The following is a 24,737-nucleotide window of genomic DNA, read 5'->3' as shown; positions in this document are numbered from 1 at the left end:
CCCTCCGAGCAGGACATCGCGCGTGGCAGAAGCGGGCGCCAGACTCGCCATCCGGTTGCTCCAGGACGCGGCCGAACGGGGCGACATCGACCCCTGGGACGTGGATGTGATCGCCGTCGTCGACGGCTTCCTCGACCAGCTGCGCCAGCGCATCGAGCTGCCCAGGCGCTTGGCCCCCGGCGGGGGCAGCTACGAACGGGACCTGGCCGAGTCCAGCGAGGCCTTCCTGGCCGCCTCGGTGCTGGTGGGGCTCAAGGCGGAACTGCTGGAATCGGCCACCTTCCCGCCCGAACCGCTGCTGGAGGATTCCTTCGCCCCCGAGGACGACGATGGCTGGGACCCCTCCGCCGTGGTCCTGCCGCGGCGGCCCGAACGGCACCTGCTGCGCCGGCCGGTGGCGCCGCCCCCCCTGCAGCGCCCGGTCACCCTGGGGGAACTGATCCGCCAGCTCGAGGACATCGCCGAGCGGCTCGAGCAGGAGGGAGGGGAAGGGCGCCACAGGCCCCGCGCCCGCCGTTACAGCGAGCGGGCGGCGATCGCCCAGGTGGCCTCCCTGGCCCACCGGGAGAAACTGCCGGAGACCACCGCCGCCCTCAGCCGCTTCCTGCTGGAGTGGGAACCCACCGCCGAGACCCTCGAGTGGGTGGCCTTCGATGCCCTGGTGGGTGCCTGGGCGGAGGCCCTGGCCTGCCCCCGCCCCGGCTCGCCGGAGGACGCCGATCTCGACAGCGATCGGGTGGGGGTGTTCTGGGCCCTGCTGTTCCTCTCCTCCCAGGGCAAGGTGGAACTGGCCCAGGACGGCGGCCTCTACGGCCCCCTCAGCCTGCGGCGGCGCCGTGAGGAGCGGGGGGAGGCGGTGAGCCTGCCGCGGCTCCCAGGCCAGGGGTCAGATAGGGGGCCGGCTCGGGAAGCAGTGGCTGCCTGAGGTTTCTCCTTAGGCTGGGTTTTCACCTCCGACCTGAAACGACGCCGATGAAGGCGATGATCCTGGCGGCAGGCAAGGGAACACGGGTGCGTCCGATCACGCACACAACGCCCAAGCCGATGATCCCGATCCTCCAGAAACCCGTGATGGAGTTTCTGCTCGAGTTGCTCCGGGAGCACGGCTTCAACGAAATCATGGTCAATGTCTCCCACCTTTCGGAGGAGATCGAAAACTATTTCCGCGACGGCCAGCGTTTCGGTGTCCAGATCGCCTACAGCTTCGAGGGGCGCATCAAGGACGGGGAGTTGATCGGCGAAGCCATGGGCTCGGCCGGCGGCCTGAAGAAGATCCAGGATTTCCAGGCCTTCTTCGACGACACCTTCGTGGTGCTCTGCGGCGATGCCCTGATCGATCTCGATCTCTCTGAAGCCGTGCGCCGCCATCGGGAGAAGGGGGCCATGGCCAGCCTGATCACCAAGCGCGTCCCCCGCGACCAGGTGAGCAGTTACGGGGTGGTGGTGACCGATGAAGCCGGGCGGGTGCTGTCCTTCCAGGAGAAGCCGTCGGTGGAAGAAGCCGCCAGCGACATGATCAACACCGGCATCTACATCTTCGAGCCGGAGGTCCTCGACTTCATCCCCAGCGGCGAAGCCTTCGACATCGCCGCCGATCTGTTCCCCAGGCTGGTGGAGTCCGGGGCCCCCTTCTACGCCCTGCCCATGGAGTTCGAGTGGGTCGACATCGGCAAGGTGCCGGATTACTGGCAGGCGATCCGCAGCGTCCTGCAGGGGGACGTGCGCCAGGTGCAGATTCCCGGCAAGGAGGTGCGCCCCGGGATCTACGCCGGCCTCAACGTGGCGGCCGACTGGGACCAGATCCATGTCGAGGGGCCGATCTTCGTGGGCGGCATGACCCGCATCGAGAACGGCGTCACGATCATCGGGCCGGCCATGATCGGACCGAGCTGCCACATCTGTGAAGGGGCCACGATCGACAACTCGATCATCTTCGACTACTCCCGGATCGGCCCCGGGGTGCAGCTCGTCGAGAAGCTGGTCTACGGCCGTTACTGCGTTGATCGCAACGGCGACCACTTCGATCTCCAGGAGGCCGCCCTCGACTGGCTGATCACCGATTCCCGCCGTCAGGACGTGGGCACGCCCTCACCGCAGCAGAAGGCCATGGCCGAGCTCCTGGGCACCGACCTCGCCGCCAGCGGCGCCCCCTAGTCCCGCCAGCCGCAGGATCTGGGGAATGCGGTGTTCGGCCTTGATGGCCATCAGGTGCACCCCCTGGGCGATGGAGCGGTAGGTGGCCACCTGTTCGGCGGCGATCGCCACCCCCTCCCCTGCCGGATCGGCCGCCCCGGCGAGCCGGTCGATCAGGGCCTGGGGGATGCAGGCCCCCGGCACGACCCGATTGATGAACTGGGCATTGCGGGCCGACTTGAGCAGAAACACGCCGGCCAGCACCGGCAGTCCGAGGGGGCCGGTGATCTCCCCCACGAAGCGGCGCAGGGCCTCCGCATCCATCACCATCTGGGTCTGGAGGAAGCGGGCCCCCGCCTCCTGCTTGCGCCGCACCCGGGAGAGCAGACCGCTCCAGCTGGGCGACTGGGGATCGGCGGCGGCGCCGGGGAAGAGGGCCGTGGCCCCGTCCGGCAACTCCCCCTTGACGGGATCCTCACCGGCGTTGAGGCCCCGGACCAGCTGCAGCAGCCGCACCGCCTCCAGCTCGTTCACCGCCCGGACCCCGGGCTGATCGCCGGCCCTCACCGGGTCACCGGTGAGACAGAGCAGGTTGCGGATGCCGAGGGCATGGGCCCCGAGCAGATCGGCCTGCAGGGCGATGCGGTTGCGGTCGCGGCAGGTCATCTGCAGCACCGGCTCGATGCCGGCCTCCAGCAGCAGACGGCACACGGCGAGGCTGCTCATCCGCATCACGGCCCGGCTGCCATCGGTGACGTTGACCGCATGCACCAGACCCCGCAGCGCCGTCGCCGCCTCGAGGGTGCGACCGGGATCGCCTCCCCGGGGCGGCGTCACCTCCGCCGTCACGGCGAACCGACCATCCGCCAGGGCCTGTCGAAGCTGCAACGGCCATCTCCAAGACAGGGGCATCATGGAGCAGCCGCTGCCTAGAGTGAATCAGCACTCGCCGAGGAGCCGATGGCTGAGCGCAGGTCCATGGCGGCTGCCAGCTCCCTGTCCCCATCCCCGTCCCTGGAGCGGCCCATGATCCACCCACGCAGCGAGTTGTCAGAGCGGGAGCTCGAGATCATCGAGCTGGTGGCCACCGGACTGACCAACCTGGAGATCGCCGGCCAGCTCACCATCAGCAAGCGCACGGTTGACAACCACGTCAGCAACATCTTCACCAAGACCGGCGCCAAGAACCGGGTGGCCCTGCTGAACTGGGCCATGGACCACGGCAAGATCTGCCGTGACGGCTTCAACTGCTGCGCCCTGCCCACCGAGGACGGGAACGGCAAGGGCTGAGCGTCGACGGCGTCCCGGTGCCGGCCCAGGGACGCCGGCTCAGTCGAGCTGGGCCAGCAGGGCCCGACGGTCGGCCTCGGGCCACAGTGCCAGGGGACAGCGGGCCAGGGCGGCATTGCTGAGCTCGCCGCGGCCGGTGATCTCCCTGGCGCACCAGGGGGGAACGGCCACCGGCTGGTCGGGGCGCTCCAGTTCCACCTCCGCCACCACCAGGGGCCCATTGGCGCCCTCGAACACATCCAGGACCCAGTCGCCCCCGGGCAGATCCAGCGCGAAGCGGGTCTTGCCGAGCCGATGGTCGCAGCGCTCCAGCAGGGCCTCGGCGTCGGCGGCCGGAATCGCGTACTCGTACTCCTCCCGCGTCACGGACTCGCCGGGGACCGGCAGCTTGAGGGTGAGGAAGGCCGCCACGGGCCCGGCGGGGGGGCGGGCCAGCCGCACCCGCAGGGTGAGGCCCTCGCTACCGCTGGCCAGATACCCCTGGCGGATGAGGTGCTCGCCCCGCACATGGGGGCGCCACTGCTCGCCATGGACGAGGAAGCGGCGCTCGATTTCCAGGGCCATGGTCAGGGGGGCGTGGTCGGGGGGGCGTCGGGGCGTGGATGGGCGCGGATCAGTTGCGGGACGGCTCGACGGCGGTGAGGCTGCCGGCCCAGTGGAGCTTATGGGTGAGGGTGCTGTAGTACGAGGGGCTCTGCTCGAGCTGGAGCATCAGCACCGGATGGCGGCCCCGCTGCAGGACGCAGCGATCCCCGGGTTCCAGCACGGTGGCATGGGCTCCGTCCTTCCAGAGCTTCACCCGGCGGCTGGTTTCCCCCAGGGGCCACACCGACAGCCTGGAGCCGGGCGGCACCACCACCGCCCGGCTGGAGAGACTCATCGGGCAGATCGGCGTGACCACGATCGCTTCGATCCCCGGGTGGAGGATCGGACCGCCGGCCGCCATGGCATAGCCCGTGGAGCCGGTGGGGGTGGCGATGATCAGGCCATCGCCCCGGTACTGATCCACCACCTCCCCGTCGATCTCGAGCTCGAGCATGCAGGTGGGGGAGAGCTCGTCGAGGGCGGGACGGAAGTAGAAGTCGTTGAGGGCCGTGTGGGGGCCATCGCCGACCCCGCTGAGGTCGTCGTCGGAGGCCCCGTCCCCCTCCTGGGGCACGCCATCGCCCCGGTCGACCCGGGCCTCCAGCATCATGCGCCGTTCGATGGCGAAGCGATCGTCCCGCAGCCGCTGCCAGAGGGTGTCGTCCGGATCATGGCCGCCGGGCTCCCCATGCCCATCGCCCTGCAGCCGGAGCAGGCGCCGCTCATGGGTGAGGAAGCCCAGGTGGCCGCCGACGTTGAAGCTGAGCACCGGCACCCCGTAGCTGGCCAGGTGACGGGCCGCGGCCAGCACGGTGCCGTCACCGCCGAGGACGACGGCCAGATCGGGCAGCTCAGCCTCGGTGGCCAGGAGTCCGGGGAAGGGGTTCAGACCCAGCCCGCTGACGGCGGTGGTGACGAGGGTCCCCTGGGAGCGCAGGTCCTGGGCGCAGCGGCGGGCCTGGCGCTGGGCCGCCTGGCTGCCCTTGCGCAGGATCAGCCAGACCCTCTCAAGCCTCATGGGCGCACTCCGCGGACGCTGGCACCGCTACCAGCGCAGCAGGTTGAAGCGCTCCATGTCGACGGTTTCGCGGTTGCGATAGAGCGACAGCAGAATCGCCAGACCGACGGCGGCCTCGGCGGCCGCCACGGTGATCACGAAGATCGCGAACACCTGGCCGCGGATCAGCTGACCATCGAGGTAGTTGGAGAAGGCCATCAGGTTGATGTTGACGGCGTTGAGCATCAGCTCGATGCTCATCAGCACCCGCACGGCATTGCGACTGTTGATCAGCCCCCAGACACCCACGCAGAACAGCATGGCGGCGACGGCGAGAAAGCCCTCGAGGGGGATCGGGGAGGCGGCGTCGAAGATCATGGCTTGGTGAGCAGGGTGGGGGCGTTGGCGGACGTCTCGATCAGCAGCGGGGTGCGATCCTTCTCGATCAGACCCTGATCGGCCGGCTCACCGGTGATCACATCGGTGCTGAAGACGTCGCGGCGGGCCAGCACGATCGCCCCGATCATCGCCATCAGCAGCAGCACCGAAGCCAGCTCGAAGGGCAGCAGGTAGTCGGTGAACAGGTGCTCACCGATCCGGATGGTGGCCTCCTCGCCTACCGGCGTGGGGCCCGGCAGGGCCCACGGGGTGGTGAACGCCACCCGCAGCAGCAGGGCGAACAGGCCGGCGCAGACGGCCCCGGACAGGAGACGGCGGACCAGCAGGCCGGGAATCGCAGCGAGGGTTTCCTTCTTGTTCACGAGCATGATCGCGAACAGAATCAGCACATTGACCGCCCCGACATAGACCAGGATCTGGGCGGCGGCGACGAAGCTGGCGTTGAGCAACAGGTAGAGCCCGGACACCGAAAGGAAGACGCCACCCAGCAGGAAGGCGGAATAGACGATGTTGGGCAGCAGGACGACACCCAGGGCACCGATCACGGTGGTGGCCGAGAGCACCAGGAAACAGATCTGCTGGGTGGTGGAAGCGATCGACATCAGGACTCTGCGGTGCTGTCGGAGGGGGCGGCGGCGGACGGCCCACCGCTGGGGACCGGCTGGAGCGATTCCAGCACCTGGGACGGCAGCTGGCCGGCCCGCGGCTCGGTGGCGGGCACCCCATGGGGATCCATGGCGCCCTTGGGAAGGTAGGCCAGTTCCCGCAGGGCGAACACGGCCGGGTCGGAGGTGACGCTGGTGGGCAGGCGGCCGAGGGCGACGTTGTCGTAGTTGAGGCTGTGGCGGTCGAAGGCCGCCAGCTCGTACTCCTCGGTCATGGAGAGGCAGTTGGTCGGGCAGTACTCCACGCAGTTGCCGCAGAAGATGCACACCCCGAAATCGATCGAGTAGTTACGCAGTTCCTTCTTCTTGGTGGCCTTGTTCATCACCCAGTCCACCACGGGCAGGTTGATGGGACAGACCCGCACGCACACCTCGCAGGAGATGCACTTGTCGAGCTCGTAGTGGATGCGGCCCCGGTAGCGCTCGGAGGGGATCAGCTTCTCGTACGGATACTGGACCGTGATCGGCCGCCGGCGCAGGTGATCGAAGGTGACCGCCAGCCCCTGGGTCATCGTCTGGGCCGCGCTCACCGCCTCCCGGGTGTAGTCACCGACTTGCTTGAGAAACCCGAACATGGCAGGGGCGTGGGGGTTACGGGATGGGGACCATGATGGCCCGGTGGGGGCCGCTGTGTTGGTATCCGGGGAACGGGTTCAGCCGCCGAAGGCGACCGGGAAGGCCAGCTTGAGACCGGCGGTGACCAGAAGGTTGACCAGGGCGATGGGCAGCAGGAACTTCCAGCCCAGGTCGAGCAGCTGGTCGATCCGCACCCGTGGGGTGGTCCAGCGGAGAAGGATCGCGAAGAACACCAGCAGGTAGGCCTTGAGGATCGTGCTGACGATGCCGATCGAACCGGTGATCACCTGGACCAGGGGGGCGTCGGGGGAGACACCGAGCCAGCCGGTGATCCACTCGACCGGCACAGGAAAGCTCCAGCCGCCCAGATAAAGCACCGACACCAGCAGGGCCGAGAGCACCAGGTTGATGTAGCTGCCCAGGTAGAAGAGGGCGAACTTCATGCCGGAGTACTCGGTCTGGTAGCCGGCCACCAGCTCCTCCTCGGCCTCCGGCAGGTCGAAGGGCAGGCGCTCGCACTCCGCCAGGGCACAGATCCAGAAGATCACGAAGCCGACGGGCTGGCGCCAGATGTTCCAGCTGAAGATGCCGGCCCCGGTCTGCTGGGCGACGATGTCGACGGTGCTGAGGGAATTGCTCATCATCACCACCGCCAGCACCGCCAGGGCCAGGGGGATCTCGTAGCTGATCGACTGGGCGGCGGCCCGCAGCCCGCCCAGGAGCGAATACTTGTTGTTGCTGGAATAGCCGCTCATCAGCAGGCCGATGGGCTGGATGCTGCTCAGGGCGATCCACAGGAAGATGCCCACCCCCACGTTGCTGATCAGCAGGTTCTGCCCGAAGGGCACCACCAGCCAGGAGAGGATCACGGGCACCACCACCAGCACGGGGCCGAGGCTGAACAGCAGGGCATCGGCCCGGGCCGGGATGATGTCCTCCTTGAACACCAGCTTGAGGCCGTCGGCCAGGGGCTGAAGCACCCCCAGGGCGCCGGCGTACTCCGGGCCGATGCGCTGCTGCACCGCCGCCGAGATCTTGCGCTCGAGCCAGACGCTCACCAGCACCCCGACAACCGCCCCCACCAGCACCAGCACCATCGGCAGGGGCAGCCACAGCAGGCGGGCCGCCGCGGGGGTGAGACCCATGGCCTGGGCGAGGTCAAGGAAGCTCGACTGGAGATCGAGACCGGGGGGAGCGATGGCGGCACCCATCAGGCCAGTGGACAGCATCAGAGAACTCCGTTGGAGGGGAACCTAGGGGGGAACGGGTCAGCCAGTGACTCAGCCAGGAACCGGACGGCTTTCCAGGGGGAGCCAGCCCCGCTCCGCGGGGCCGGTGTAGATCTGCGAGGGACGGTAGATGCGGTTGGCACCCAGTTGTTCCTTCCAGTGGGCCAGCCATCCTGCCGTACGGGCGATGGCGAAGATGGGGGTGAACAGGTCGCGGGGAATACCCAGCTTCCGGTAGACGAGACCGGAGTAGAAGTCGACGTTCGGGTAGATGCCCTTCGGCCCCAGCCGCCGGCCCGCCACCTCCTCCAGCTTGAGGGCGACGTCGTACATGGCGTCGTGGCCGAAGCGCTGGAAGAGCTCCTCGGCCAGGCCCTGGAGGATCACGGCCCGGGGATCCTTGACCCGGTACTCGCGGTGACCGAAGCCCATGATCTTCTGCTTCTGGGCGATGGCCCGATCGAGCCAGGGTTCCACCTGGTCGATGCTGCCGATCTGGTCGAGCATGTCGAGCACATCCTCATTGGCACCGCCGTGCAGGGGGCCGGCCAGGGTGCCCACCGCCGAGGCCACCACCGCGTAGGGGTCGGTGAGGGTGCTCGCCGTGACGCGGGCGCTGAAGGTGCTGGCGTTGAGGCTGTGCTCGGCATGCAGGATCAGGCAGGCGTCGAAGATCCGTGCCGCCAGGGGATCGGGCTCCCGCTCGGTGAGCATGTAGAGAAAGTTGGCCGAGTAGGCCAGGTCGTCCCGGGGCTGGATCGGGTCCTGGCCCTTCCGGATCAGCTGGAAGGCCGCCACCATCGTGGGGATCTTGGCAATCAGCCGCACCACCGCATCAACGATGTACTGGGGGTCGTACAGGGCGCGGCGGGAATAGAAGAGCCCCAGGGAGGCCGCGCTGGCCTGGAGGGCATCCATCGGATGGCCCGTGGCCGGGAAGCACTTCATCATGTCCCGGATGCGGAAGCTGAGCCGCCGGTGCATCTGCACCTCCTGCTCGAACTCCCGCAGCTGGAAGATCGTGGGCAGCTCCCCCCAGATCAGCAGGTAGGCGGTTTCGAGGAAGCTGCTGTGGCTGGCCAGCTGCTCGATCGGGTAGCCCCGGTAGGTGAGCAGGCCCCGCTGGCCTTCGATATCGCACACCGCCGACTGGGTGGCCGGTACCCCCTCCAGGCCGGGGCGGAACGTGGGTGTGGCCGGCGCCGGGGGCGATGGGGAGGGAGGGGTGCCCTGAGGGTCGTTGGCCTCTGGGGTGCTCACCGCCGCCATGCCGAATCCTGTGGATGGGACGAACTTAGGCGCAGGAACGGGCGTCTGCCGTAGCGCCGGCTGCCGGCTCAGGGGCTGGGCAGCCAGAGCTTCGGCCGCACCAGCCATTCCAGCCGGGCGGTGCCGGCCAGGGCCGCCCCGGCCGGCACCAGGGGCAGGCGCAGCAGGGCCAGGCCAGCCTTGCGCAGGGCGATGGCGCCGGGCGGCGCCCCCAGGAGGCGGGCCGCCAGCAGCCCCAGGTCCGGTTCATGGCCCACCAGCAACAGCCGGCAGGGCGCCCCCGGGCGCCCCTCCGCCTGGCTCAGCCAGGCCGGCAGCAGGGGCAGGGGGTCACCCCCCGGCTCCAGGGCCTGGGCCAGCTCCAGGCCCTCCGCCAGCCCGACATCGCAGGCGATCTCCCCTGTCTGCCGGGCCCGGGCCAGGGGGCTGGAGAGCAGGCGATCGGCCCGCAACCCCAGACCGGCGGCCCGCTCCAGCACGGCCCGGGTGCGGGCCCGACCGGCGGCGGTGAGTTCCCGCTCGGCATCGACCCGGTCGGGGCTGCGCTCCTCGGCGATGCCGTGGCGCAGCAGCAGCAGTTCCCAGGCCAGGGACGCCATGGTCAGGCGTCCCCGAAGTCAAGTCGCGCGTCCACGGTCAGGCCCCCGGGCTCTCCGGTCAGGGCCAGGGCCAGGCCCGCCACGGGATCGCTGAGGGATCCGCCGGCCAGGGCGGTAAGGCGCTGCCACGGCTGCCAGGAGGCCAGCAGGTCGCGGGCCCGCGGACCATCGAGGGCCCACTGCAGGGCAGCCCCGGGGGCGGCCAGGTTCTCCAGCGGGTCCTGGGGGCGCGCCGCGCCCTTCGCAGTGGGCCCCTCGAGGCTCTCCAGCTGCCCCAGGGACTGCCCCCACCAGGCCTGGTCGCCCCGCTGCCAGCGCCAGCCCAGCAGGGGGGCCTGCAACTGCTCGGCCCTGCCGTCACGGCGGGTGGGTCCGGCCTGCAGCCGCGTCCAGACCTGCAGCGGGCGGCCCTCCACCTCCAGGGGAGCGGCGATCAGGCCATCGGCCGCCAGGGAGGCCTCGACGGCCGCCGCCTCCGGCCGGTCGGCCGCCGTGCCGAGCAGCCAGCGCTCACCGCTGGCGGCGGCCAGCAGGGGCCCCCCGTCAGTCCCCACCACCAGGGCGGGCAGGGACCCCGCCGCGCCGGCTCCTCCGGCCAGGCGGGTGAGCAGCGGCTGCAGCAGGGGGATGGCGGCGATGGCGGCGGGGTCCTGCACCAGGGCGAGGCTGGCGGAGGGGCGGCGCAGGGCGGCCCGCAGGGCCCGCCCCAGGTCGCCGTCGGCACCGACCTGGGGCAGCGCCGTCTGCGGCGGCAGCTCCAGCAGGCCCGACAGCCGCAGGCTGCGGCCATCGGGCCGCAGGGCCAGCAGCAGACCGCCGGGCCGCTGGTCGGCGGCAGCCGGCAGCGGCAGCCCCAGCCAGCGCTCCAGGGCGTCCGGGGCCGCCTGCACCAGGGCGGCCCCGGTGCCCAGCCGCCGCAGCCCCTCCTGGAAGCCGGGCTGGCCGGCCTGGTTGAGCTCATCGATCTGGGACACGTCGAGGGCCTGCTCCAGCACCCCCCGTCCCGAGGCGATCAGGACGAGGTCGTCATCCACCAGGGCCGTGGCCAGGGGCATCGGCGTCCGGCCCAGCAGGGCCCCCCGGCCGCTGATCAGCCCCAGGCCCCGGTAGGTGCTGATCTGGAGATCCGTGCCCGCCAGGCTGCGGGTCTGCCAGAAACGCTGCAGAAAGCGGCGGGCGCCGCCGTCGTCCCGGCTGCCCAGCACCAGCAGCCAGCCCCCCCGCCGGGTCGACCCCGCCGCGCCGCCGGCATCCGCCTCGAACAGGGCCAGACCCACCGGTGCCGCCAGCCAGGAGCTCAGCTCCGTCCCGTAGTCGAGACCGGCCGCGGCGAAGGCCCCGTCGCGCAGCCGGCCGACCGCCTCCGCCGCCTGGCGTCGCTGGCGGGGCGGGGCGACGGCCCGGGCGTAGTCGAGGGGCTGCTCGCCGTCGGTGAACAGGTGGAGGCTGAAGGGGGCGTCCCGGGGCACGAACCGGGCCGCCCGCGGCACCTCCAGCGGCAGCCGCTGGAGACGCAGGGCACTGCGCTGCCACACCAGCCACCAGCCACCGAGCCCAAGACCGAACACCACCAGCACCAGGGCCAGCAGCACCGCCAGGAATGGGCGGGCCTTCATGCGTTCTCAGCAGGATGGGACCATCCTGACGCCACCCCCCCTCCGACGCCCGCCATGGACGAGCCGACCCCTCCGGCCCCCCCCCGCAGCCTCTCCGCCATGGAGCTGCAGCGGCGCCTGGCGGAGGGGGAACCGCTCCGGATCGTGGACGTGCGGGAGGACCGGGAGCTCGAAGAGGCACGCCTGCCCCACCCGGTGGTGCATCTGCCCCTGAGCCGCTCCGGCGAATGGATCCCGGAGCTGGAGACCCTGCTCGACCGGCAACAGCCGGTGGTGGTGCTGTGCCATGCCGGCATCCGCAGCTGGCACTTCGCCTGCTGGCTGATGCAGGAGCAGGGCTACGGCGAGGTCTGGAACCTGCAGGGGGGCATCGACGCCTGGAGCCGGGAGGTGGATCCCCGGGTTCCCCGTTACTGAACCCCCTGCCACGGCGGAGGGCGGGTCCGTCGCGCCTAGGATGAAGGTTCTGTTTAGCTTTTCAACTTTTCCCCCCATTCCTTGGACACGCTGCCGCGCCGACAACAGGAGGTCCTCCAGGCCACGGTGCGGCACTACGTGGACACCGTCGAACCCGTGGGCAGCCACACGCTGGTCCGGCGTTTCGGGCTGCCGGCCAGCCCCGCCACGGTGCGGACGGCCATGGGGGCCCTGGAGCAGCGCGGCCTGCTGACCCAGCCCCACACGTCCGCCGGCCGGATCCCCAGCCAGCGCGGCTACCGCCTTTACGTCGATCAGCTGCTGCCGGCCCCGGGGGCCGCCGCCCTGCAGCTGGAGCGCGAGCTGGCCGGCATCAGCCTGCAGTGGGCCGCCCTCGATGATCTGCTGCTGCACCTGGCCCGCCGCCTGGCCGATCTCACCGGCCTGCTCAGCCTGATCACCCGCCCCCAGCGGCCCAGCCCCCTGCTGCAGGCGGTGCGGCTCGTGCCCAGCGGCGACCGGCTGCTGGTGTTCCTCGTCCAGGGGCCCGATTTCAGCACCAGCCTCAACCTGCGCCTGGGCGCCGGGCTGGAGGAGGAGCTGCCGATCCTGGAGCGCTGGAGCAATCAGCAGCTCCGGGCCGGCGGCGGCGGCCGCATCCCCTGGGAACGGCTGCCGGCGGAGCTGCGCCGCAGCGGCGGACTGCTGCGCCAGGCCCTCGACAGCCACGGCCGCATCCGCAGCGAGGAGCTCGATGCGGTGGTGGCCGCCGGCCTGGGCGGGCTGCTGGCCCAGCCCGAATTCCGCCACAGTTCCAGCCTGCTGCCCGTGGTGCAGCTGGTGGAGCATGGCCCCCGTGCCCTGCTGGGTATCACCGGCCCCCAGGCCCCGGTCGCGACCGAAGCGATCTGGATCGGCACCGAGCATCCCCACGCGGCCCTCGGCCAGTGCTCGGTGGTGCAGGCCACTTACCGCACGGGACACGGCGGCCGCGGCCAAGTGGGCCTGGTGGGTCCGATGCGGATGGCCTACGCCACCGCCCGCGCCGCGGTTCAGTCGGTGGCCTCGATCCTGGAGAGGCTGCTCAGCTGATGACCTATTGCCTCGGCTTCCTGCTCCACAGCGGCCTGGTGTTCGCCTCCGACTCCCGCACCAACGCGGGGGTGGACTACATCTCGAGTTACAGCAAGATGCACGTGCTGGCGCCGGCCCCCGACCGGCTGTTCGTGCTCATGGCGGCCGGCAACCTGGGCACCACCCAGGCGGTGCTCAACCGGATCCGCCGTGACATCGAGAACCATGGCGCCGGCCCCAGCCCCCAGTGGACCCGCCAGGACGACCCCCCCGCCGGGCCGAGCATGCTCACCGCCCGCTACCTGTTCGAGGTGGCCGACTACATCGGGCGGCTCAACGTGATGGTGCAGAAGGAGTTCAATCCCAACCTGCGCCAGGCGGGTGCCAGCGGCGAGGCCAGCTTCATCCTCGGCGGCCAGATCGCGGGCCAGCCCCACGGGCTCTACATGATCTATCCCCAGGGGAACGCGATCATGGCCACCGATGACACGCCCTTCCTGCAGATCGGCGAAACCAAGTACGGCAAGCCTCCCCTCGATTACATCGGCCGCCCCGACCTCTCCCTGGAGGATGCGGCGCGGCTCTGCCTGGTGTCGGAGATCGTCACAAGGCGCTCCAATCTCACCGTGGGGCCGCCCTTCGAGATCGCCCTGTTGCCCCGCGATGCCTTCAAGGTGACCCGGCACCTGAAGCTGGAGAAGGACGCTCCCGAGATCCAGCACACCATGGACGTCTGGGCCCGCCACATGCAGGAGGGGCTCAACAAGCTGCCGCGTTTCCCCTGGGAGCACGACCCCCTCTGAGGGCCCCAGGGAGGACCTACCCCGCCAGCCCGTCGCCCAGCTTTTCCGCCACCGTGTTGACGTCCTTGTCGCCGCGGCCGGAGAGATTGAGCACCACTTCGGTGCCGGGGGCCAGGCTGGGGCAGAGGGACTCCAGCCAGGCGAAGGCGTGGGCCGTCTCCAGCGCCGGGATGATGCCCTCCAGTTCGCTCACCCGCTGCAGGGCCTCCAGGGCCTGGGCATCGGTGACGGCGGCGTACTCGGCCCGGCCGATCTGGCGCAGGTAGCTGTGCTCCGGACCGACGCCTGGGTAGTCGAGGCCGGCGCTGATCGAGTGGGCCTCCTGCACCTGGCCCTCGTCGTCCTGCAGCAGCAGGCTCATGGCACCGTGCAGCACCCCCACCCGGCCCTCGGTGATGGTGGCGGCATGGCGGCCGGTGGCGACACCCTCGCCGGCCGCCTCGACCCCGATCAGGCGCACGGAGGCGTCCTCGACGAAGGGATGGAAGAGCCCCATGGCGTTGGAGCCGCCGCCCACGCAGGCGATCAGCACATCCGGCAGCCGGCCGAAGGCCTCCAGGCACTGGCTCCGGGCCTCCTGGCCGATCACGGCGTGGAAATCCCGCACCAGCATCGGGTAGGGGTGCGGGCCGGCCACCGAGCCGAGGATGTAGTGGGTGCTCTCCACGTTGGTGACCCAGTCGCGGATGGCTTCGCTGGTGGCGTCCTTGAGGGTGGCGGTGCCGGCGGTGACGGGCTGGACGGTGGCCCCCAGCAGCCGCATCCGGAACACGTTCAGGGCCTGGCGGCGCATGTCCTCGGCGCCCATGTAGATGACGCACTCCAGGCCGAAACGGGCACAGACCGTGGCCGTGGCGACACCATGCTGGCCGGCGCCGGTTTCGGCGATGATCCGCTTCTTGCCCATCCGCAGCGCCAGCAGGGCCTGGCCCAGGGCGTTGTTGATCTTGTGGGCGCCGGTGTGGTTGAGGTCCTCCCGCTTCAGCCACAGGCGCGGACCACCCTCAGGCCGCTGGTAGTGGGCCGTGAGCCGTTCGGCCTCATACAGGGGGGTGGGCCGGCCCACGTAGGTGCGCAGCAGGTGATCCAGCCGGGCGGTGAAGGCGGGATCGGCCCAGGCCTCGGCCGCGGCCGCCTCCAGTTCCGCCAGGGCGGGCATCAGCGTTTCCGGGACGTACTGCCCGCCGAAGGGGCCGAAACGGCCCAGGCCATCCGGGCGGACCGACGGCTGCAGCTCGGCAGGATCGGCGCTGCGGGTTGGGGCGGTGCTGGTCACCGGCGCTGCGCAAGGGGAGATAATTCACCTTAGGGAGCCGCCACCCGGGGCGGCAGCGGCGGAGGGGCCATCCGGACGCCACCGGAGAACCCCGCACCGGAACGGCTGCCGACCGAGTCGCCCACGAACGCCAGAGATGCTTCCCGCCGACTATCTGACCTCCCTGCCTCTGGCGGAACGCCTGTATCGACAGCAGCCGGAACTGGCCGGCCGGATCTACTCGGGCCCCGTGCTCGAGTTCCTGCGGGATGGGGTGGTGATCTTTCCGCAGGTGCTGGACCCGGAGCTCCTCGACCGGATGGACCGCGACCTCGAGGCCCTGCCGGCTCTGGCCCGCACCTCGCTGCTGCACGGGATGATCGGCATCGACGGCAAGGCGGAGCACTACGAGGCCCGGGTCCTGCGCAATCTGTCGCTGCTCGGCATCACCGATCTCCGCGATGCCGGCCCGGGGCTGAAGCTCAACGACCTGCACCGTTACTTCGAGGCGGCCCGCTCGCTGGCCTTCGCCGATCCCATCATCCATTTCCTCGATGAACTCTTCGGTTCGGCGCCGGGGCTGATCCAGACGCTCACCTTCTGGAAGAGCAGCGAGCAGTCCCTCCACCAGGACTTCTCCTACGTGCACCACCACAGCCGCCTGGGCCACCTGGCCGCCGCCTGGATCCCCCTGGAGGACATCAGCGATCGGGCCGGACCGCTCGTATACTACAAGGGCTCCCATCGGCTGGAGGCCGATCAGTTCTACGACTGGAACGGGGGCGGCATCCTCGCCAGCCGCGACGGCGATCCCCGCAGGGCGGCGGGTTACGGGCCGTACCTGCAGGCCCTGATCGACGCCCAGGGCTGGACCCCGAGCATCTACCTGCCCCGCCGGGGCGATGTGCTGATCTGGCACGGGGCCCTGATCCACGGCGGCACCCCGATGCGCGATCCCAGCCTCACCCGCCGGTCCTACGTCTGCCACTACACGGCCGCCGCCGGCCACAAGGCCCTGGCCCGGCACCGCGTCGGGGATGGCTACGACTTCTCCGACCCCCCCACCCTGCCCGAGACGATGCGCCCCAGGTCGCTGCCCTCCCGGCTGGTGGCCGCCACCGGCCGCCGCTTCAGGTGGCTGATCGCGGGAGGGCCCACCGATGCCTAAGGGGGGCTGGCGGGAGTTCAGCGGGCCGGACAGCCTGCAGCGGCCGGAGGCCGCCTCGGCCACGACGCCCCGGGCACTGCAGAAGGTGAGGGTGCAGCGCACCAAGGCGGGCAAGGGGGGAAAGCTGGTCACCGCCATCACCGGGCTGGAGGCGCCCGAGGCCGAGCTGCGCCTGCTGCTCAAGCGGCTGAAGGCCAGCGCCGGCACCGGCGGCACCCTCAAGGACGGGGTGATCGAACTGCAGGGGGACCACGTGGCGGCGGCCCTGGCCGCCCTGGAGAAGGACGGCTACCGACCGAAGCAGGCGGGGGGGTAGGGGAGAATGCGCCCCGAAGCCACCGCCCCGTTTCCGTGTCCGAGATGACCTCGCCGGCCAAGGCCACCAACATCGTCTGGCACCACTCCACCGTGACCCGCGCCGCCCGGGCCCACCAGCGGGGCCACCGCAGCGCCATCCTCTGGTTCACGGGCCTGTCGGGGGCAGGCAAGAGCACCCTGGCCAATGCGGTGAATTCGGCCCTGTTCGAGCAGGGGCTGGCCTGCTACGTGCTCGATGGCGACAACGTCCGCCACGGGCTGTGCAGCGATCTGGGCTTCTCGGACGCCGACCGGGAGGAGAACATCCGCCGCATCGGTGAGGTGGCCAAGCTGTTCCTGGATGCCGGCGTGGTGGTGCTCACCGCCTTCGTCTCCCCCTTCCGCGCCGACCGTCAGCGGGCCCGGGAGCTGGTGGAGGCGGGTGATTTCCTCGAGATCCACTGCGCCGCCGACCTGGCGGTCTGCGAACAGCGGGACACCAAGGGGCTCTACGCCAAGGCCAGGGCCGGCGAGATCAAGGAGTTCACCGGCATCTCCAGCCCCTATGAGGCCCCGGAGGCCCCCGAGCTGCGCGTGGCCACCGGCGAGCAGGGCCTCGAGGATTCGGTGGCCCAGGTGATGGCGGAACTGGAGCGCCGCGGCATCATTCCGGCTCCGGCGGAGGCCTGAGCGGCCCCGGTTCTGACCACTCCCTGCGCAGGCGCAGCGCCCAGGCATCGAGGAAGGTCTTGGCGCAGCTGGCCACCGGCACCGCCAGCAGCAGGCCCAGCAGTTCCCCCAGCCCCATCAGCGCCCCCAGCCGGGCGCCGATCGGCAGGCTGATCAGCAGCCAGGCCGGCTGCAGCCCCACGATCGACCCCATCAGCCGCGGCTGGATCACCTGGTCGACCACCTGGCCGACGCTGATCGCCACCGCCAGCACCTCCAGGCCGGTGCGCGGATTCTCGAGGGCCAGCAGCACGCTCACCCCCACGATGGTGAGGGCACTGGCGTAGGGGATCAGGGTGGTGAAGCCGATCGCCACCGCGAACAACACGCCGTAGGGAATCCCCAGGAGGGTGAACACCAGGCACTGGGCGCCGCTGAGGATCAGGGCCAGCACCACCTGGCCGGCGAAGTAGCCACGGAAGGTGCGATCCAGGGTGCTGAGCACCAGGGCGCGGGTGCCGGAGGGAAGCCATTCCGCCAAGCCCCTGGCGATGCCTTCGCCCCCCAGCAGCAGGAACACCGCCAGCACCAGCACGATCACCGTGTTGACGGTGATGCTCACGGTGGCCCCCAGGATCCCCAGCACCTGCTGGCTCAGCTGGGAGGCGATCTTGCTGGTGCGGGTGATCAGATCGCTGCTCAGGCCGCCGAAATCGGTGGGCAGCCCCCGCTCCGTAGCCCAGCTCTGCAGCTGCCCCAGCAGGGTTTCCCCCTCCGCCAGCCAGCCCGGGAGGGCGAGCACCAGGTCGCCGAGCTGCTCCACCAGGCGCGGCACCAGCACCAGGGCCGCCAGCACCACCGCCGAGAGGCTCAGGCCCAGCACCAGCAGCAGGGCCAGGGCCCGCGGCAGCCCCCGCTGGATCAGCCAGCGGCTGGGGATGTCGAGCAGGAAGGCCAGCAGGGCCGCCGTCAGGAACAGGGCCGGGAACGGCGCCAGGGGCACCAGCAGCTGGCGCAGCACCCAGAGGTTGAGCACCAGCAGGGGCAGGGCCAGGGAGAACCGCAGCCAGGGGGGCAGGACCAGCCGCTCGAGCATCAGCGGGAGCGGGGCCTGGCCCCGGAGGATCGACGATCGCCGACCAGCTTGGCCTGCCGGACCGGCACCAGCCAGGGAAGAGGGGCCCGGGTCCTCATCCCCGGTCCATCTGCTCCAGGTAGGCGGCGCTGCCCAGGGCCTGGAGGCGCGCATCCTTGGCCACCACCTGGTCGTGCAGGCCCCGGCGGTAGGCCTCGAGGGCCAGCGCGAGCACCGGATCGGCGATCGCCAGCATCGCCGCCGCCAGCAGGCCGGCGTTGAGGCCGCCGCCGATCGCCACCGTGGCCACGGGGATTCCCGCCGGCATCTGCACGATCGAATGGAGGGAGTCGACCCCGGAGAGGGCCTGGCTGCGCACGGGCACGCCGATCACCGGGAGCATGGAGAAGGCCGCCACCATGCCGGGCAGGTGGGCGGCGCCGCCCGCCCCGGCGATGATCACCCGCACTCCCCGGGACGCGGCCGCCTCGGCGAAGGCCGCCATCTCCCGCGGGGTGCGGTGGGCCGAGAGCACCCGCACCTCGCTGGCCACCCCCAGCTGCTCCAGGATCCGCACGGCCGGCTCCAGGGTCGGCAGGTCGGAATCGCTGCCCATGACGATCGCCACCCGGGGCGCTGGGACGTCGGCGGACGGGGCGGACTCGGGATCCATGGGGCGGGGGCGGCGAGGATGGCATTGTCCCGTCCCGCCGCTGCCCGGATGCGCTGGCTGACCAACCTGCGACTGGCGGGCGATGACCCGGCCCGGGCCGAGGCGGGCTGGCGCTGGCGGGTCGGTGTCGACGACGGCGGCAGGATCGCCCGGGTGCGGCCGACGCCGCCGGGCAGCCGGGCCGCCGGCGAGGACTGGGACGGCGACTGGCTGTCCCCGGGGGGGGTGGACCTGCAGATCAACGGCGGGCTGGGTCTGGCCTTTCCCGAACTGGGCTTCGGCGACCTGCCCCGCCTGGAGGCCCTGCTGGAGCTGCTGTGGAGTGACGGGGTGGACGCCATCTGTCCCACCCTGGTGACCTGCGCCCCGGAGGCCCTGCGTCGGGCCCTGGCGGTGCTGGCCGAGGCCCGCCGCCGGCACCGGCCCGGGCGCTGCCGTGTGCTCGGCGCCCACCTGGAGGGACCGTTCCTGGCGCCGGAACGCCGGGGCGCCCACCCGGCCCAGCACCTGCAGGCCCCCAGCCGGGCCGCCCTCGAGGGGCTGATCGCCGGCTTCACGGGCGGCCCGGAGGCCGATGTCGCCCTGGTGACCCTGGCCCCGGAGCTGGACGGGGCCGACGCGGTGATCGCGGCGCTGCGGGCCGCCGGCGTGGTGGTGAGCCTGGGCCACAGCGGCGCCGATGCGGCCCAGGCCCGCCGGGCCTTCACCCAGGGGGTGGGGATGCTCACCCACAGCTTCAATGCCATGGCCGGGTTGCACCACCGCGCCCCGGGGCCGGTCGGAGAGGCCCTGCGGCAAGGGGAGGTGGCCCTGGGGCTGATCGCCGACGGCGTCCACGTCGATCCCGCCATGGCGGTGCTGCTGCAGCGGCTGGCGCCCCGGCAGGTGGTGATCGTCAGTGATGCCCTGGCCCCCTACGGACTGGCCGACGGCCGCCACCGCTGGGACGAGCGCGTCCTGCTGGTGGAGGACGGCAGCTGCCGGCTGGAGGACGGCACCCTGGCGGGGGTGACCCTGCCACTGCTGGAGGGGGTGCGGCGGCTGGCCGGCTGGGGGGGCCTGGTGGCGGCCTCGATCGCCGCCGCCACCCTGGCGCCGCGGCGCCTGCTGGGGGAGCGACAGCCGCTGGAGCAGCTGCTGCTGGGGCGGCCCCTGGCGGACACCCTGCGCTGGAGCACGGCGGCCGATGGGCGCCTGGACTGGCGGCGCCCCGCGGCCGTGGCCGGTGGATCTGCGGCGATGGCCGGGGGATCCGAGGCGGTGCCCCAGGCGCCAGCTCCCTAAGATCCGGCCCACCTGAACGGCCCTGCGCCCCATGCCCCCGGAACTGCAACCCCCCGCACCCGCCGAGGTACAGGCCGAGACGCAGGCCGAGAAGGCCGAGGTGCAGGCCTACTTCGAGAGCACCGGCTTCGAGCGCTGGAATCGCATCTACAGCGACAGTGAGGAGGTGAACCGGGTCCAGCGCAACATCCGCCTCGGCCACCAGAAGACCGTGGATGCGGTGCTGGCCTGGCTGCAGCAGCAGGGCAACCTGGGGAGCCGCACCTTCTGTGACGCCGGCTGCGGTGTCGGCAGCCTCAGCCTGCCCCTGGCGGCCCTCGGGGCCGGCGCGATCGCCGCCAGCGATCTCTCCGCCGCCATGGTGGCCGAGGCCAGCCGCCGGGCCAGCGAGGCCGGTCTGGCCTCGGAGCGGCTGAGCTTCAGCGTCTCCGATCTGGAGAGCCTCCAGGGCCGCTACGACACGGTGATCTGCCTGGATGTCTTCATCCATTACCCCCAGGCGGCCGCCGAAGCGATGGTGCGGCACCTGGCGGCCATGGCCGAGCGCCAGCTGATCGTCAGCTTCGCCCCCTACACGCCGCTGCTGGCGGTGCTCAAACAGATCGGCCAGCTGTTCCCCGGGCCCAGCAAGACCACCCGCGCCTACACCCTGCGGGAGGACGGGATCGTGGCGGCGGCGGCCGCCGCCGGCTTCCGCCCCGTGCACCGCAGCCTCAACCAGGCGCCGTTCTACTTCTCCCGCCTGATCGCCTTCGAGCGGGAGTCGGCCTGATCAGCGCCATGCGATCGCCCGGGTGGCGCCGGAGGTCCTGGCGCAGGGGCGGGGCCGATGGGCGTTCTCATCAAGATCGGCCAGGCAGGTCGCCCCTGGCCATTCCGGATTGTGTACAGCCTGTACACGGTCTGAGGGGAACCATCGAACCGCCATGCAGGCGCGAACGGCCATGCACGCGCCACCCAGGTCCGAGGGCCTGTGGTCCAGCGGCACGGCACAGCACCGCACCGCACCGCACCGATCAGCCCTTAGGCCCGCCGCTGCAGCGGTTGGTGTGATCCTGGGTGGCCGGACACTCCGCCGTCGTGCCCAGGCCTTCCGCCGCTGGGGCTTCCAGCTCCAGAACTGATCCCTCGGGGTGGTGCAGCCGCAGCCAGCGGGCCTGAAGCCGGTAGCCACCCTCCCCCGGCAGGGCCCCGGGGCGGGCCCGCCCGCCCGGCCCGTACAGCGGATCCCCCAGCAGCGGCACTCCGATGGCGGCGCAGTGGATGCGGATCTGGTGGGGGCGCCCGCTGACGATCGCCACCTCGACCAGATCGGCCTCATGGCCCGTCGCCAGCAGGGTGAGCTGGCTGCGGGCCGGCAGGGCGGCCGGATCGCCGGCCTCGGCCGCGCACCAGATCTCCCCGAGCGGCGGGTGGGGGCGCCGGCCGATCGGCGTGGTGATCGCCAGGCTGTCGCCGGCCGCCAGGGCCAGCCGGCCCGGCACCAGCAGGGCCCGGTAGAGCTTGCGGCAGGGCGGGGCCCCGCCACCGACGCCGCCAGCCTCCCCGCCACCAACGCCACCGCTGGCGCCACTGGCCAGGGAGCCCGTGCTCTCGCGCAGCTGGGCGCTCAGCCAGGCGCGGGTGGCTGGCCGGCGGGCGCACACCAGCAGACCGGAGGTGAAACGCCCCAGGCGGTGCACCGGTCGCGGCACGCCAGCGGGGTCGTCGCCGTGGCGGCGCTCCAGCAGCCGCAGCACGGTGTGCTCCAGGAAGCCGCCCGCCGGCAGCACGGGCAGGCCGCTGGGCTTGTCGATCACCAGCAGGTCGCCGTCGTCGTGGATCACGGCCCAGTGGGCCGGGACGGCCGGCTCCGGCCAGGGCGGTCGGTGCCAGACGAGTCGATCCCCGCCGGCGAGGACCGCGCCTGCCTGCAGCGGCACCCCGTTGCGGCTGATCTCGCCGGCCGTCAGACGACGCTCCCATGCCGCCGCGCTGGAGTGGCCGTAGCGGCCGGCATAGAAGGCGACCACCCCCAGGCCGGCCGCCGCGGGGGGGATGCGGTCGCGGTAGGCCCAGCCGCCGTTGGGGCGGGAGGGCAGCCAGCCCGGGGGCAGGCTCAGAGCCAGGGACGGGGGACCATCAATCCACCAGCCCATGCTCGAGGGCGAAGCGCACCAGCTCGGTGCGGCTGGCGGTGCCGGTCTTGATGAACAGCCGGCTGACGTACTTCTCGACGTTGCGGATCGAGGTCTCCAGCCGGCGGGCGATCTCCTTGTTCATCATTCCCTCGGCCACCAGCTGCAGCACGCTGGCCTCGCGGGGTGTGAAGTCGAGGCGCACATCGCTGACGGGCTTGCGAGTGCTGCCGCCGCTGCCGGTGCCGGAACCGCCGCCGCCGCCCAGCATCGAGCGGATCTCGGTGATCTGGCGGGCCATGGCGCCGATGTCGGCATCGGCGAAGCGGGCCGCCTCCGCCAGCAGCCGCTCCTGGCGCCGCACCACGTTGCGCACCCGGGCCACCAGCTCGTCCGGATCGAACGGCTTGGGGATGTAGTCGTCGGCGCCGGCCTGGAAGCCGGCGATGCGATCGGCCGTCATGCCCTTGGCGGTGAGGAAGATCACCGGCGTGCCCCCGAGCCGCTCATCGGCCCGCAGACGCTTCAGCAGGCCGTAGCCGTCGCAGCGGGGCATCATCACATCGGTGATGACGACATCGGGCATCTGGGCCTGGGCGGCCGTCCAGCCCTCCTCGCCGTCATTGGCGGTGGTGACGGCGAACCCCTCGTCTTCCAGGTAGGCCTTGACCGCCGTGCGCAGCCCGGGCTCGTCATCGACCAGCAGCAGCCGCACCGGGGTGCTGACGGCGGCTTCGGCCCCCTCCGGCGGCCCGGACGGCTCGGGGATGGGGCCGGCGGCGGCGGAGGGTTCCTGGCTCATGGGGGAAATCTATCGACCAGGACCAAGCACCACCTGTTCCCGCTCGGGCAGGAGGCCGCTGTAACCCAGCTGGCGGGCCACCGGACCGAGGCCGGCGGGATCCCTGCCGGCCTGCTCAGGCACGCACACCGCCCACCACATCAGGTGATCGAGGCGGTTGGCCGGGGTGATCACCCCGCCGGGGTTGAGCTCACGGATGATCAGGCGGCGGGAGCTGCCGGTGATCCGCAGGGGGGCGGTGACGCTGCAGCCGATCTTGTCAGTGGCGACGGTCACCCGGTCGTCGAGCTCCTCCCACACCTGCACCCGCCACATCCCGGGCTGGGCGGGTTCGGCCACCGGGCCGTAGATGCCCACCACTTCCCGGCCCCGGTGGGTGACCCGGTCCAGCAGCACCTTGAAGCCCTTGGGCCGGCTCTCCTCGTTGCTGCGGGACTCGCCCTGGGCGGCCGCCGGGCGGGGCAGGACCAGGGGGACGGCCGCCGTCACGGCGGCCGCTGCCAGGGTGAACGCCGCCAGCGGGGCCATCGGCAAGGCCGACCCCAGCCGCAGGGGGGTGACACCGAGGCAGCGGAGACGGTTCAGCATGGCCCCATGCTGACGTACCTCGACCACCACGCGAGCACCCCGTGCGATCCGGCGGTGGTGGCGGCCATGGCGCCCTGGTGGACGGCGAACCCCGCCAACCCCTCCAGCCGCCTGCACCGGCCGTCCCTGGAGGCGGGCGCGGCGGTGGACATCGCCCGCCACCGGGTGGCCGTCGCGCTGGGCATGGCCGACGAGGCGGTGATCTTCACCAGCGGCGCCACCGAAGCCAACAACCTGGCCTTGCGGGGGGCGGCCGAGGCGGCCCTGGAGCGGGGGGACCCCCGCCGCCGGCTGGTGACCCTGGCCACCGAGCATCGGGCCGTCCTGGAGCCGCTGGCCTGGCTGGAGCGCCATGGCTTTCCGCTCACAGTGCTGCCCGTGGGAGCCGATGGCCTGGTGGACCCCGACCGGCTGGCGGAGGCCCTGGGCCCCGACACCCTGCTGCTGTCGGTGATGGCGGCGAACAACGAGATCGGTGTGCTGCAGCCCCTGGCCGCCATCGGCGCCCTCTGCCGCCAGCGGGGTGTGCTGTTCCACTGCGACGCCGCCCAGGCAGTGGGCCACATCCCGCTGGCCATGGCCGACCTCGGCATCGACCTGCTCAGCCTCAGCGGCCACAAGCTGTACGGCCCCAAGGGGGTGGGAGCCCTGCTGCGGCGCCCGGGCGTGGCGCTCGCCCCCCAGCAGCTCGGCGGCGGCCAGGAGGGCGGGCTGCGGGGCGGCACCCTGCCGGTGCCGCTGATCGTGGGCCTCGGCGCTGCGGTGGCCGGCGCCCTGGCCGACCGGGAGGCGAGGGCCGGACGGCTCGGGGCCCTGCGGGACCGGCTGTGGGAGGGTCTGGCGGCCCTGGGCGGGGTGCGCCGCAACGGCCACCCGCGCCAGTGCCTGCCCCACAGCCTCAACGTCAGCGTCGAGGGGGTGGACGGCACCCGCCTGCACCGCCAGCTGCGCCGGGTGCTGGCGGTGAGCAGCGGTTCGGCCTGCAGCCAGGGCAGCCCCTCCCACGTGCTGGCCGCCCTCGGCCTCGACCGCCACGCCGCCGGCGCCGCGATCCGCTTCGGCCTGGGTCGGGGCACCACGGCGGCTGACATCGACCTTGCCGTGGCGGCGGTGGGCGAGGCGGTGGCGGAGCTGCGGGTGGCTGTCTAGCTTTCGGG

The 24,737-nt window shown here is 71.7% G+C and carries 28 protein-coding genes; 12 read left to right on the top strand and 16 right to left on the bottom strand.

The genetic code is table 11. From position 1 onward, the window contains the following. Window positions 1-22: 22 nt before the first annotated feature. Both KBZ08_RS07925 and KBZ08_RS07920 read left to right on the top strand, forming a co-directional pair. Window positions 23-925: a segregation/condensation protein A gene (locus KBZ08_RS07925; RefSeq protein ID WP_254972317.1), complete on the top strand. Its 903-nt coding sequence runs from the start codon at window positions 23-25 to the stop codon at window positions 923-925. A 47-nt stretch (window positions 926-972) separates the two neighbouring features. Beyond that, complete coding sequence (locus tag KBZ08_RS07920) at window positions 973-2,154, top strand: NDP-sugar synthase (protein WP_106219315.1); 1,182 nt, start codon at window positions 973-975, stop codon at window positions 2,152-2,154. Here the strand turns inward: KBZ08_RS07920 and KBZ08_RS07915 are convergent. Further along, the gene (locus tag KBZ08_RS07915) at window positions 2,089-3,045 is read right to left on the bottom strand and encodes a methylenetetrahydrofolate reductase (protein WP_396103673.1); all 957 of its coding nucleotides are present in this window, start codon (window positions 3,043-3,045) and stop codon (window positions 2,089-2,091) included. The two genes, KBZ08_RS07920 and KBZ08_RS07915, sit on opposite strands and share 66 nt — an antisense overlap. A gap of 114 nt (window positions 3,046-3,159) precedes the next feature. On the opposite strand from KBZ08_RS07915, the gene KBZ08_RS07910 reads away from it, so the two are divergent. Next, window positions 3,160-3,423: a LuxR C-terminal-related transcriptional regulator gene (locus KBZ08_RS07910; RefSeq protein WP_106219317.1), complete on the top strand. Its 264-nt coding sequence runs from the start codon at window positions 3,160-3,162 to the stop codon at window positions 3,421-3,423. 39 nt (window positions 3,424-3,462) lie between these two features. Here KBZ08_RS07910 and KBZ08_RS07905 read toward each other — a convergent pair whose 3' ends face one another. From KBZ08_RS07905 to KBZ08_RS07865, 9 genes are all read right to left on the bottom strand, one after another. Beyond that, window positions 3,463-3,987: a CYTH domain-containing protein gene (locus tag KBZ08_RS07905; RefSeq protein ID WP_254972315.1), complete on the bottom strand. Its 525-nt coding sequence runs from the start codon at window positions 3,985-3,987 to the stop codon at window positions 3,463-3,465. 49 nt (window positions 3,988-4,036) lie between these two features. Beyond that, window positions 4,037-5,026: an NAD(+) kinase gene (locus KBZ08_RS07900; protein WP_106219319.1), complete on the bottom strand. Its 990-nt coding sequence runs from the start codon at window positions 5,024-5,026 to the stop codon at window positions 4,037-4,039. Window positions 5,027-5,053: 27 nt separating this feature from the next. Then, complete coding sequence (nuoK, locus tag KBZ08_RS07895) at window positions 5,054-5,383, bottom strand: NADH-quinone oxidoreductase subunit NuoK (RefSeq protein ID WP_106219320.1); 330 nt, start codon at window positions 5,381-5,383, stop codon at window positions 5,054-5,056. After that, the gene (locus KBZ08_RS07890; protein WP_106219321.1) at window positions 5,380-6,006 is read right to left on the bottom strand and encodes an NADH-quinone oxidoreductase subunit J; all 627 of its coding nucleotides are present in this window, start codon (window positions 6,004-6,006) and stop codon (window positions 5,380-5,382) included. The genes nuoK and KBZ08_RS07890 overlap by 4 nt, the downstream gene beginning before the upstream one ends. After that, window positions 6,006-6,644 (bottom strand): NAD(P)H-quinone oxidoreductase subunit I, encoded by a 639-nt coding sequence (ndhI, locus tag KBZ08_RS07885; protein WP_106219322.1) that lies wholly within the window; start codon window positions 6,642-6,644, stop codon window positions 6,006-6,008. The genes KBZ08_RS07890 and ndhI overlap by 1 nt, the downstream gene beginning before the upstream one ends. A gap of 78 nt (window positions 6,645-6,722) precedes the next feature. Further along, a complete protein-coding gene (nuoH, locus tag KBZ08_RS07880; protein WP_254972314.1) occupies window positions 6,723-7,874 on the bottom strand; it encodes an NADH-quinone oxidoreductase subunit NuoH in 1,152 nt (383 codons plus the stop codon). A 51-nt stretch (window positions 7,875-7,925) separates the two neighbouring features. Then, complete coding sequence (locus KBZ08_RS07875; protein ID WP_106219323.1) at window positions 7,926-9,143, bottom strand: citrate synthase; 1,218 nt, start codon at window positions 9,141-9,143, stop codon at window positions 7,926-7,928. A 68-nt stretch (window positions 9,144-9,211) separates the two neighbouring features. Next, window positions 9,212-9,742: a phosphohistidine phosphatase SixA gene (gene sixA, locus KBZ08_RS07870; RefSeq protein WP_254972313.1), complete on the bottom strand. Its 531-nt coding sequence runs from the start codon at window positions 9,740-9,742 to the stop codon at window positions 9,212-9,214. A 2-nt stretch (window positions 9,743-9,744) separates the two neighbouring features. After that, window positions 9,745-11,358, bottom strand: coding sequence for a DUF3352 domain-containing protein (locus tag KBZ08_RS07865; RefSeq protein ID WP_254972312.1), 1,614 nt, complete (start codon window positions 11,356-11,358; stop codon window positions 9,745-9,747). A 54-nt stretch (window positions 11,359-11,412) separates the two neighbouring features. Between KBZ08_RS07865 and KBZ08_RS07860 the strand changes: the two genes are divergently transcribed. The 3 genes from KBZ08_RS07860 (at window position 11,413) to KBZ08_RS07850 (ending at window position 13,652) form a co-directional block, all read left to right on the top strand. Then, window positions 11,413-11,775 carry a rhodanese-like domain-containing protein gene (locus KBZ08_RS07860; RefSeq protein WP_254972311.1) on the top strand — a complete coding sequence of 121 codons (363 nt, stop codon included), beginning with the start codon at window positions 11,413-11,415 and terminating at the stop codon, window positions 11,773-11,775. Window positions 11,776-11,856: 81 nt separating this feature from the next. Beyond that, window positions 11,857-12,867, top strand: a complete 1,011-nt coding sequence (locus KBZ08_RS07855) for a heat-inducible transcriptional repressor HrcA (RefSeq protein WP_254972310.1) — start codon at window positions 11,857-11,859, stop codon at window positions 12,865-12,867. Continuing rightward, window positions 12,867-13,652 carry a proteasome-type protease gene (locus KBZ08_RS07850; RefSeq protein ID WP_015110394.1) on the top strand — a complete coding sequence of 262 codons (786 nt, stop codon included), beginning with the start codon at window positions 12,867-12,869 and terminating at the stop codon, window positions 13,650-13,652. Before KBZ08_RS07855 ends, KBZ08_RS07850 begins: the two co-directional genes overlap by 1 nt. Window positions 13,653-13,668: 16 nt before the next feature. On the opposite strand, the gene trpB is transcribed toward KBZ08_RS07850, so the two are convergent. Further along, entirely contained in the window at window positions 13,669-14,928 is a 1,260-nt protein-coding gene (trpB, locus tag KBZ08_RS07845; protein ID WP_254972309.1) for a tryptophan synthase subunit beta, read from the bottom strand. A gap of 136 nt (window positions 14,929-15,064) precedes the next feature. Between trpB and KBZ08_RS07840 the strand changes: the two genes are divergently transcribed. Genes KBZ08_RS07840 through cysC form a run of 3 tightly spaced genes read left to right on the top strand, consistent with a single transcriptional unit; the run spans window position 15,065 to window position 17,062 of the window. Continuing rightward, window positions 15,065-16,075 carry a phytanoyl-CoA dioxygenase family protein gene (locus KBZ08_RS07840; protein WP_254972308.1) on the top strand — a complete coding sequence of 337 codons (1,011 nt, stop codon included), beginning with the start codon at window positions 15,065-15,067 and terminating at the stop codon, window positions 16,073-16,075. Further along, complete coding sequence (locus KBZ08_RS07835; protein ID WP_254972307.1) at window positions 16,068-16,391, top strand: translation initiation factor; 324 nt, start codon at window positions 16,068-16,070, stop codon at window positions 16,389-16,391. The genes KBZ08_RS07840 and KBZ08_RS07835 overlap by 8 nt, the downstream gene beginning before the upstream one ends. A gap of 44 nt (window positions 16,392-16,435) precedes the next feature. Beyond that, on the top strand, window positions 16,436-17,062 hold the full coding sequence (gene cysC / locus KBZ08_RS07830; protein ID WP_106219331.1) for an adenylyl-sulfate kinase: 627 nt from the start codon (window positions 16,436-16,438) through the stop codon (window positions 17,060-17,062). On the opposite strand, the gene KBZ08_RS07825 is transcribed toward cysC, so the two are convergent. Both KBZ08_RS07825 and purE read right to left on the bottom strand, forming a co-directional pair. Next, complete coding sequence (locus tag KBZ08_RS07825) at window positions 17,037-18,137, bottom strand: AI-2E family transporter (protein ID WP_254972306.1); 1,101 nt, start codon at window positions 18,135-18,137, stop codon at window positions 17,037-17,039. The genes cysC and KBZ08_RS07825 overlap by 26 nt on opposite strands. A gap of 94 nt (window positions 18,138-18,231) precedes the next feature. Next, window positions 18,232-18,789, bottom strand: coding sequence for a 5-(carboxyamino)imidazole ribonucleotide mutase (gene purE / locus KBZ08_RS07820; RefSeq protein ID WP_254972305.1), 558 nt, complete (start codon window positions 18,787-18,789; stop codon window positions 18,232-18,234). 48 nt (window positions 18,790-18,837) lie between these two features. On the opposite strand from purE, the gene KBZ08_RS07815 reads away from it, so the two are divergent. Together KBZ08_RS07815 and bchM are read left to right on the top strand one after the other, a co-directional pair. Beyond that, window positions 18,838-20,073 carry an N-acetylglucosamine-6-phosphate deacetylase gene (locus tag KBZ08_RS07815; RefSeq protein WP_254972304.1) on the top strand — a complete coding sequence of 412 codons (1,236 nt, stop codon included), beginning with the start codon at window positions 18,838-18,840 and terminating at the stop codon, window positions 20,071-20,073. Window positions 20,074-20,104: 31 nt separating this feature from the next. Then, window positions 20,105-20,845 (top strand): magnesium protoporphyrin IX methyltransferase, encoded by a 741-nt coding sequence (gene bchM, locus KBZ08_RS07810; RefSeq protein WP_254972303.1) that lies wholly within the window; start codon window positions 20,105-20,107, stop codon window positions 20,843-20,845. 244 nt (window positions 20,846-21,089) lie between these two features. Here bchM and KBZ08_RS07805 read toward each other — a convergent pair whose 3' ends face one another. From KBZ08_RS07805 to KBZ08_RS07795, 3 genes are read right to left on the bottom strand one after another with little or no spacing between them, the layout of a single operon-like run. Further along, a complete protein-coding gene (locus tag KBZ08_RS07805; RefSeq protein WP_254972302.1) occupies window positions 21,090-22,211 on the bottom strand; it encodes an RluA family pseudouridine synthase in 1,122 nt (373 codons plus the stop codon). Beyond that, complete coding sequence (locus KBZ08_RS07800) at window positions 22,195-22,992, bottom strand: response regulator transcription factor (RefSeq protein ID WP_254972301.1); 798 nt, start codon at window positions 22,990-22,992, stop codon at window positions 22,195-22,197. The genes KBZ08_RS07805 and KBZ08_RS07800 overlap by 17 nt, the downstream gene beginning before the upstream one ends. Before the next feature lie 9 nt (window positions 22,993-23,001). Beyond that, window positions 23,002-23,580, bottom strand: coding sequence for a hypothetical protein (locus tag KBZ08_RS07795; RefSeq protein ID WP_254972300.1), 579 nt, complete (start codon window positions 23,578-23,580; stop codon window positions 23,002-23,004). Between the two features lie 6 nt (window positions 23,581-23,586). On the opposite strand from KBZ08_RS07795, the gene KBZ08_RS07790 reads away from it, so the two are divergent. Next, window positions 23,587-24,729, top strand: coding sequence for a cysteine desulfurase family protein (locus tag KBZ08_RS07790; protein ID WP_254972299.1), 1,143 nt, complete (start codon window positions 23,587-23,589; stop codon window positions 24,727-24,729). Window positions 24,730-24,737 lie beyond the last annotated feature (8 nt).

Origin of the sequence: Cyanobium sp. Candia 9D4, assembly GCF_024346155.1 — a bacterium.
Classification (GTDB): domain Bacteria; phylum Cyanobacteriota; class Cyanobacteriia; order PCC-6307; family Cyanobiaceae; genus Cyanobium; species Cyanobium minutissimum.
The sequence above is the reverse complement of the archived record's forward strand: the minus strand, read 5'-3'. Positions and strand labels throughout refer to the sequence as shown.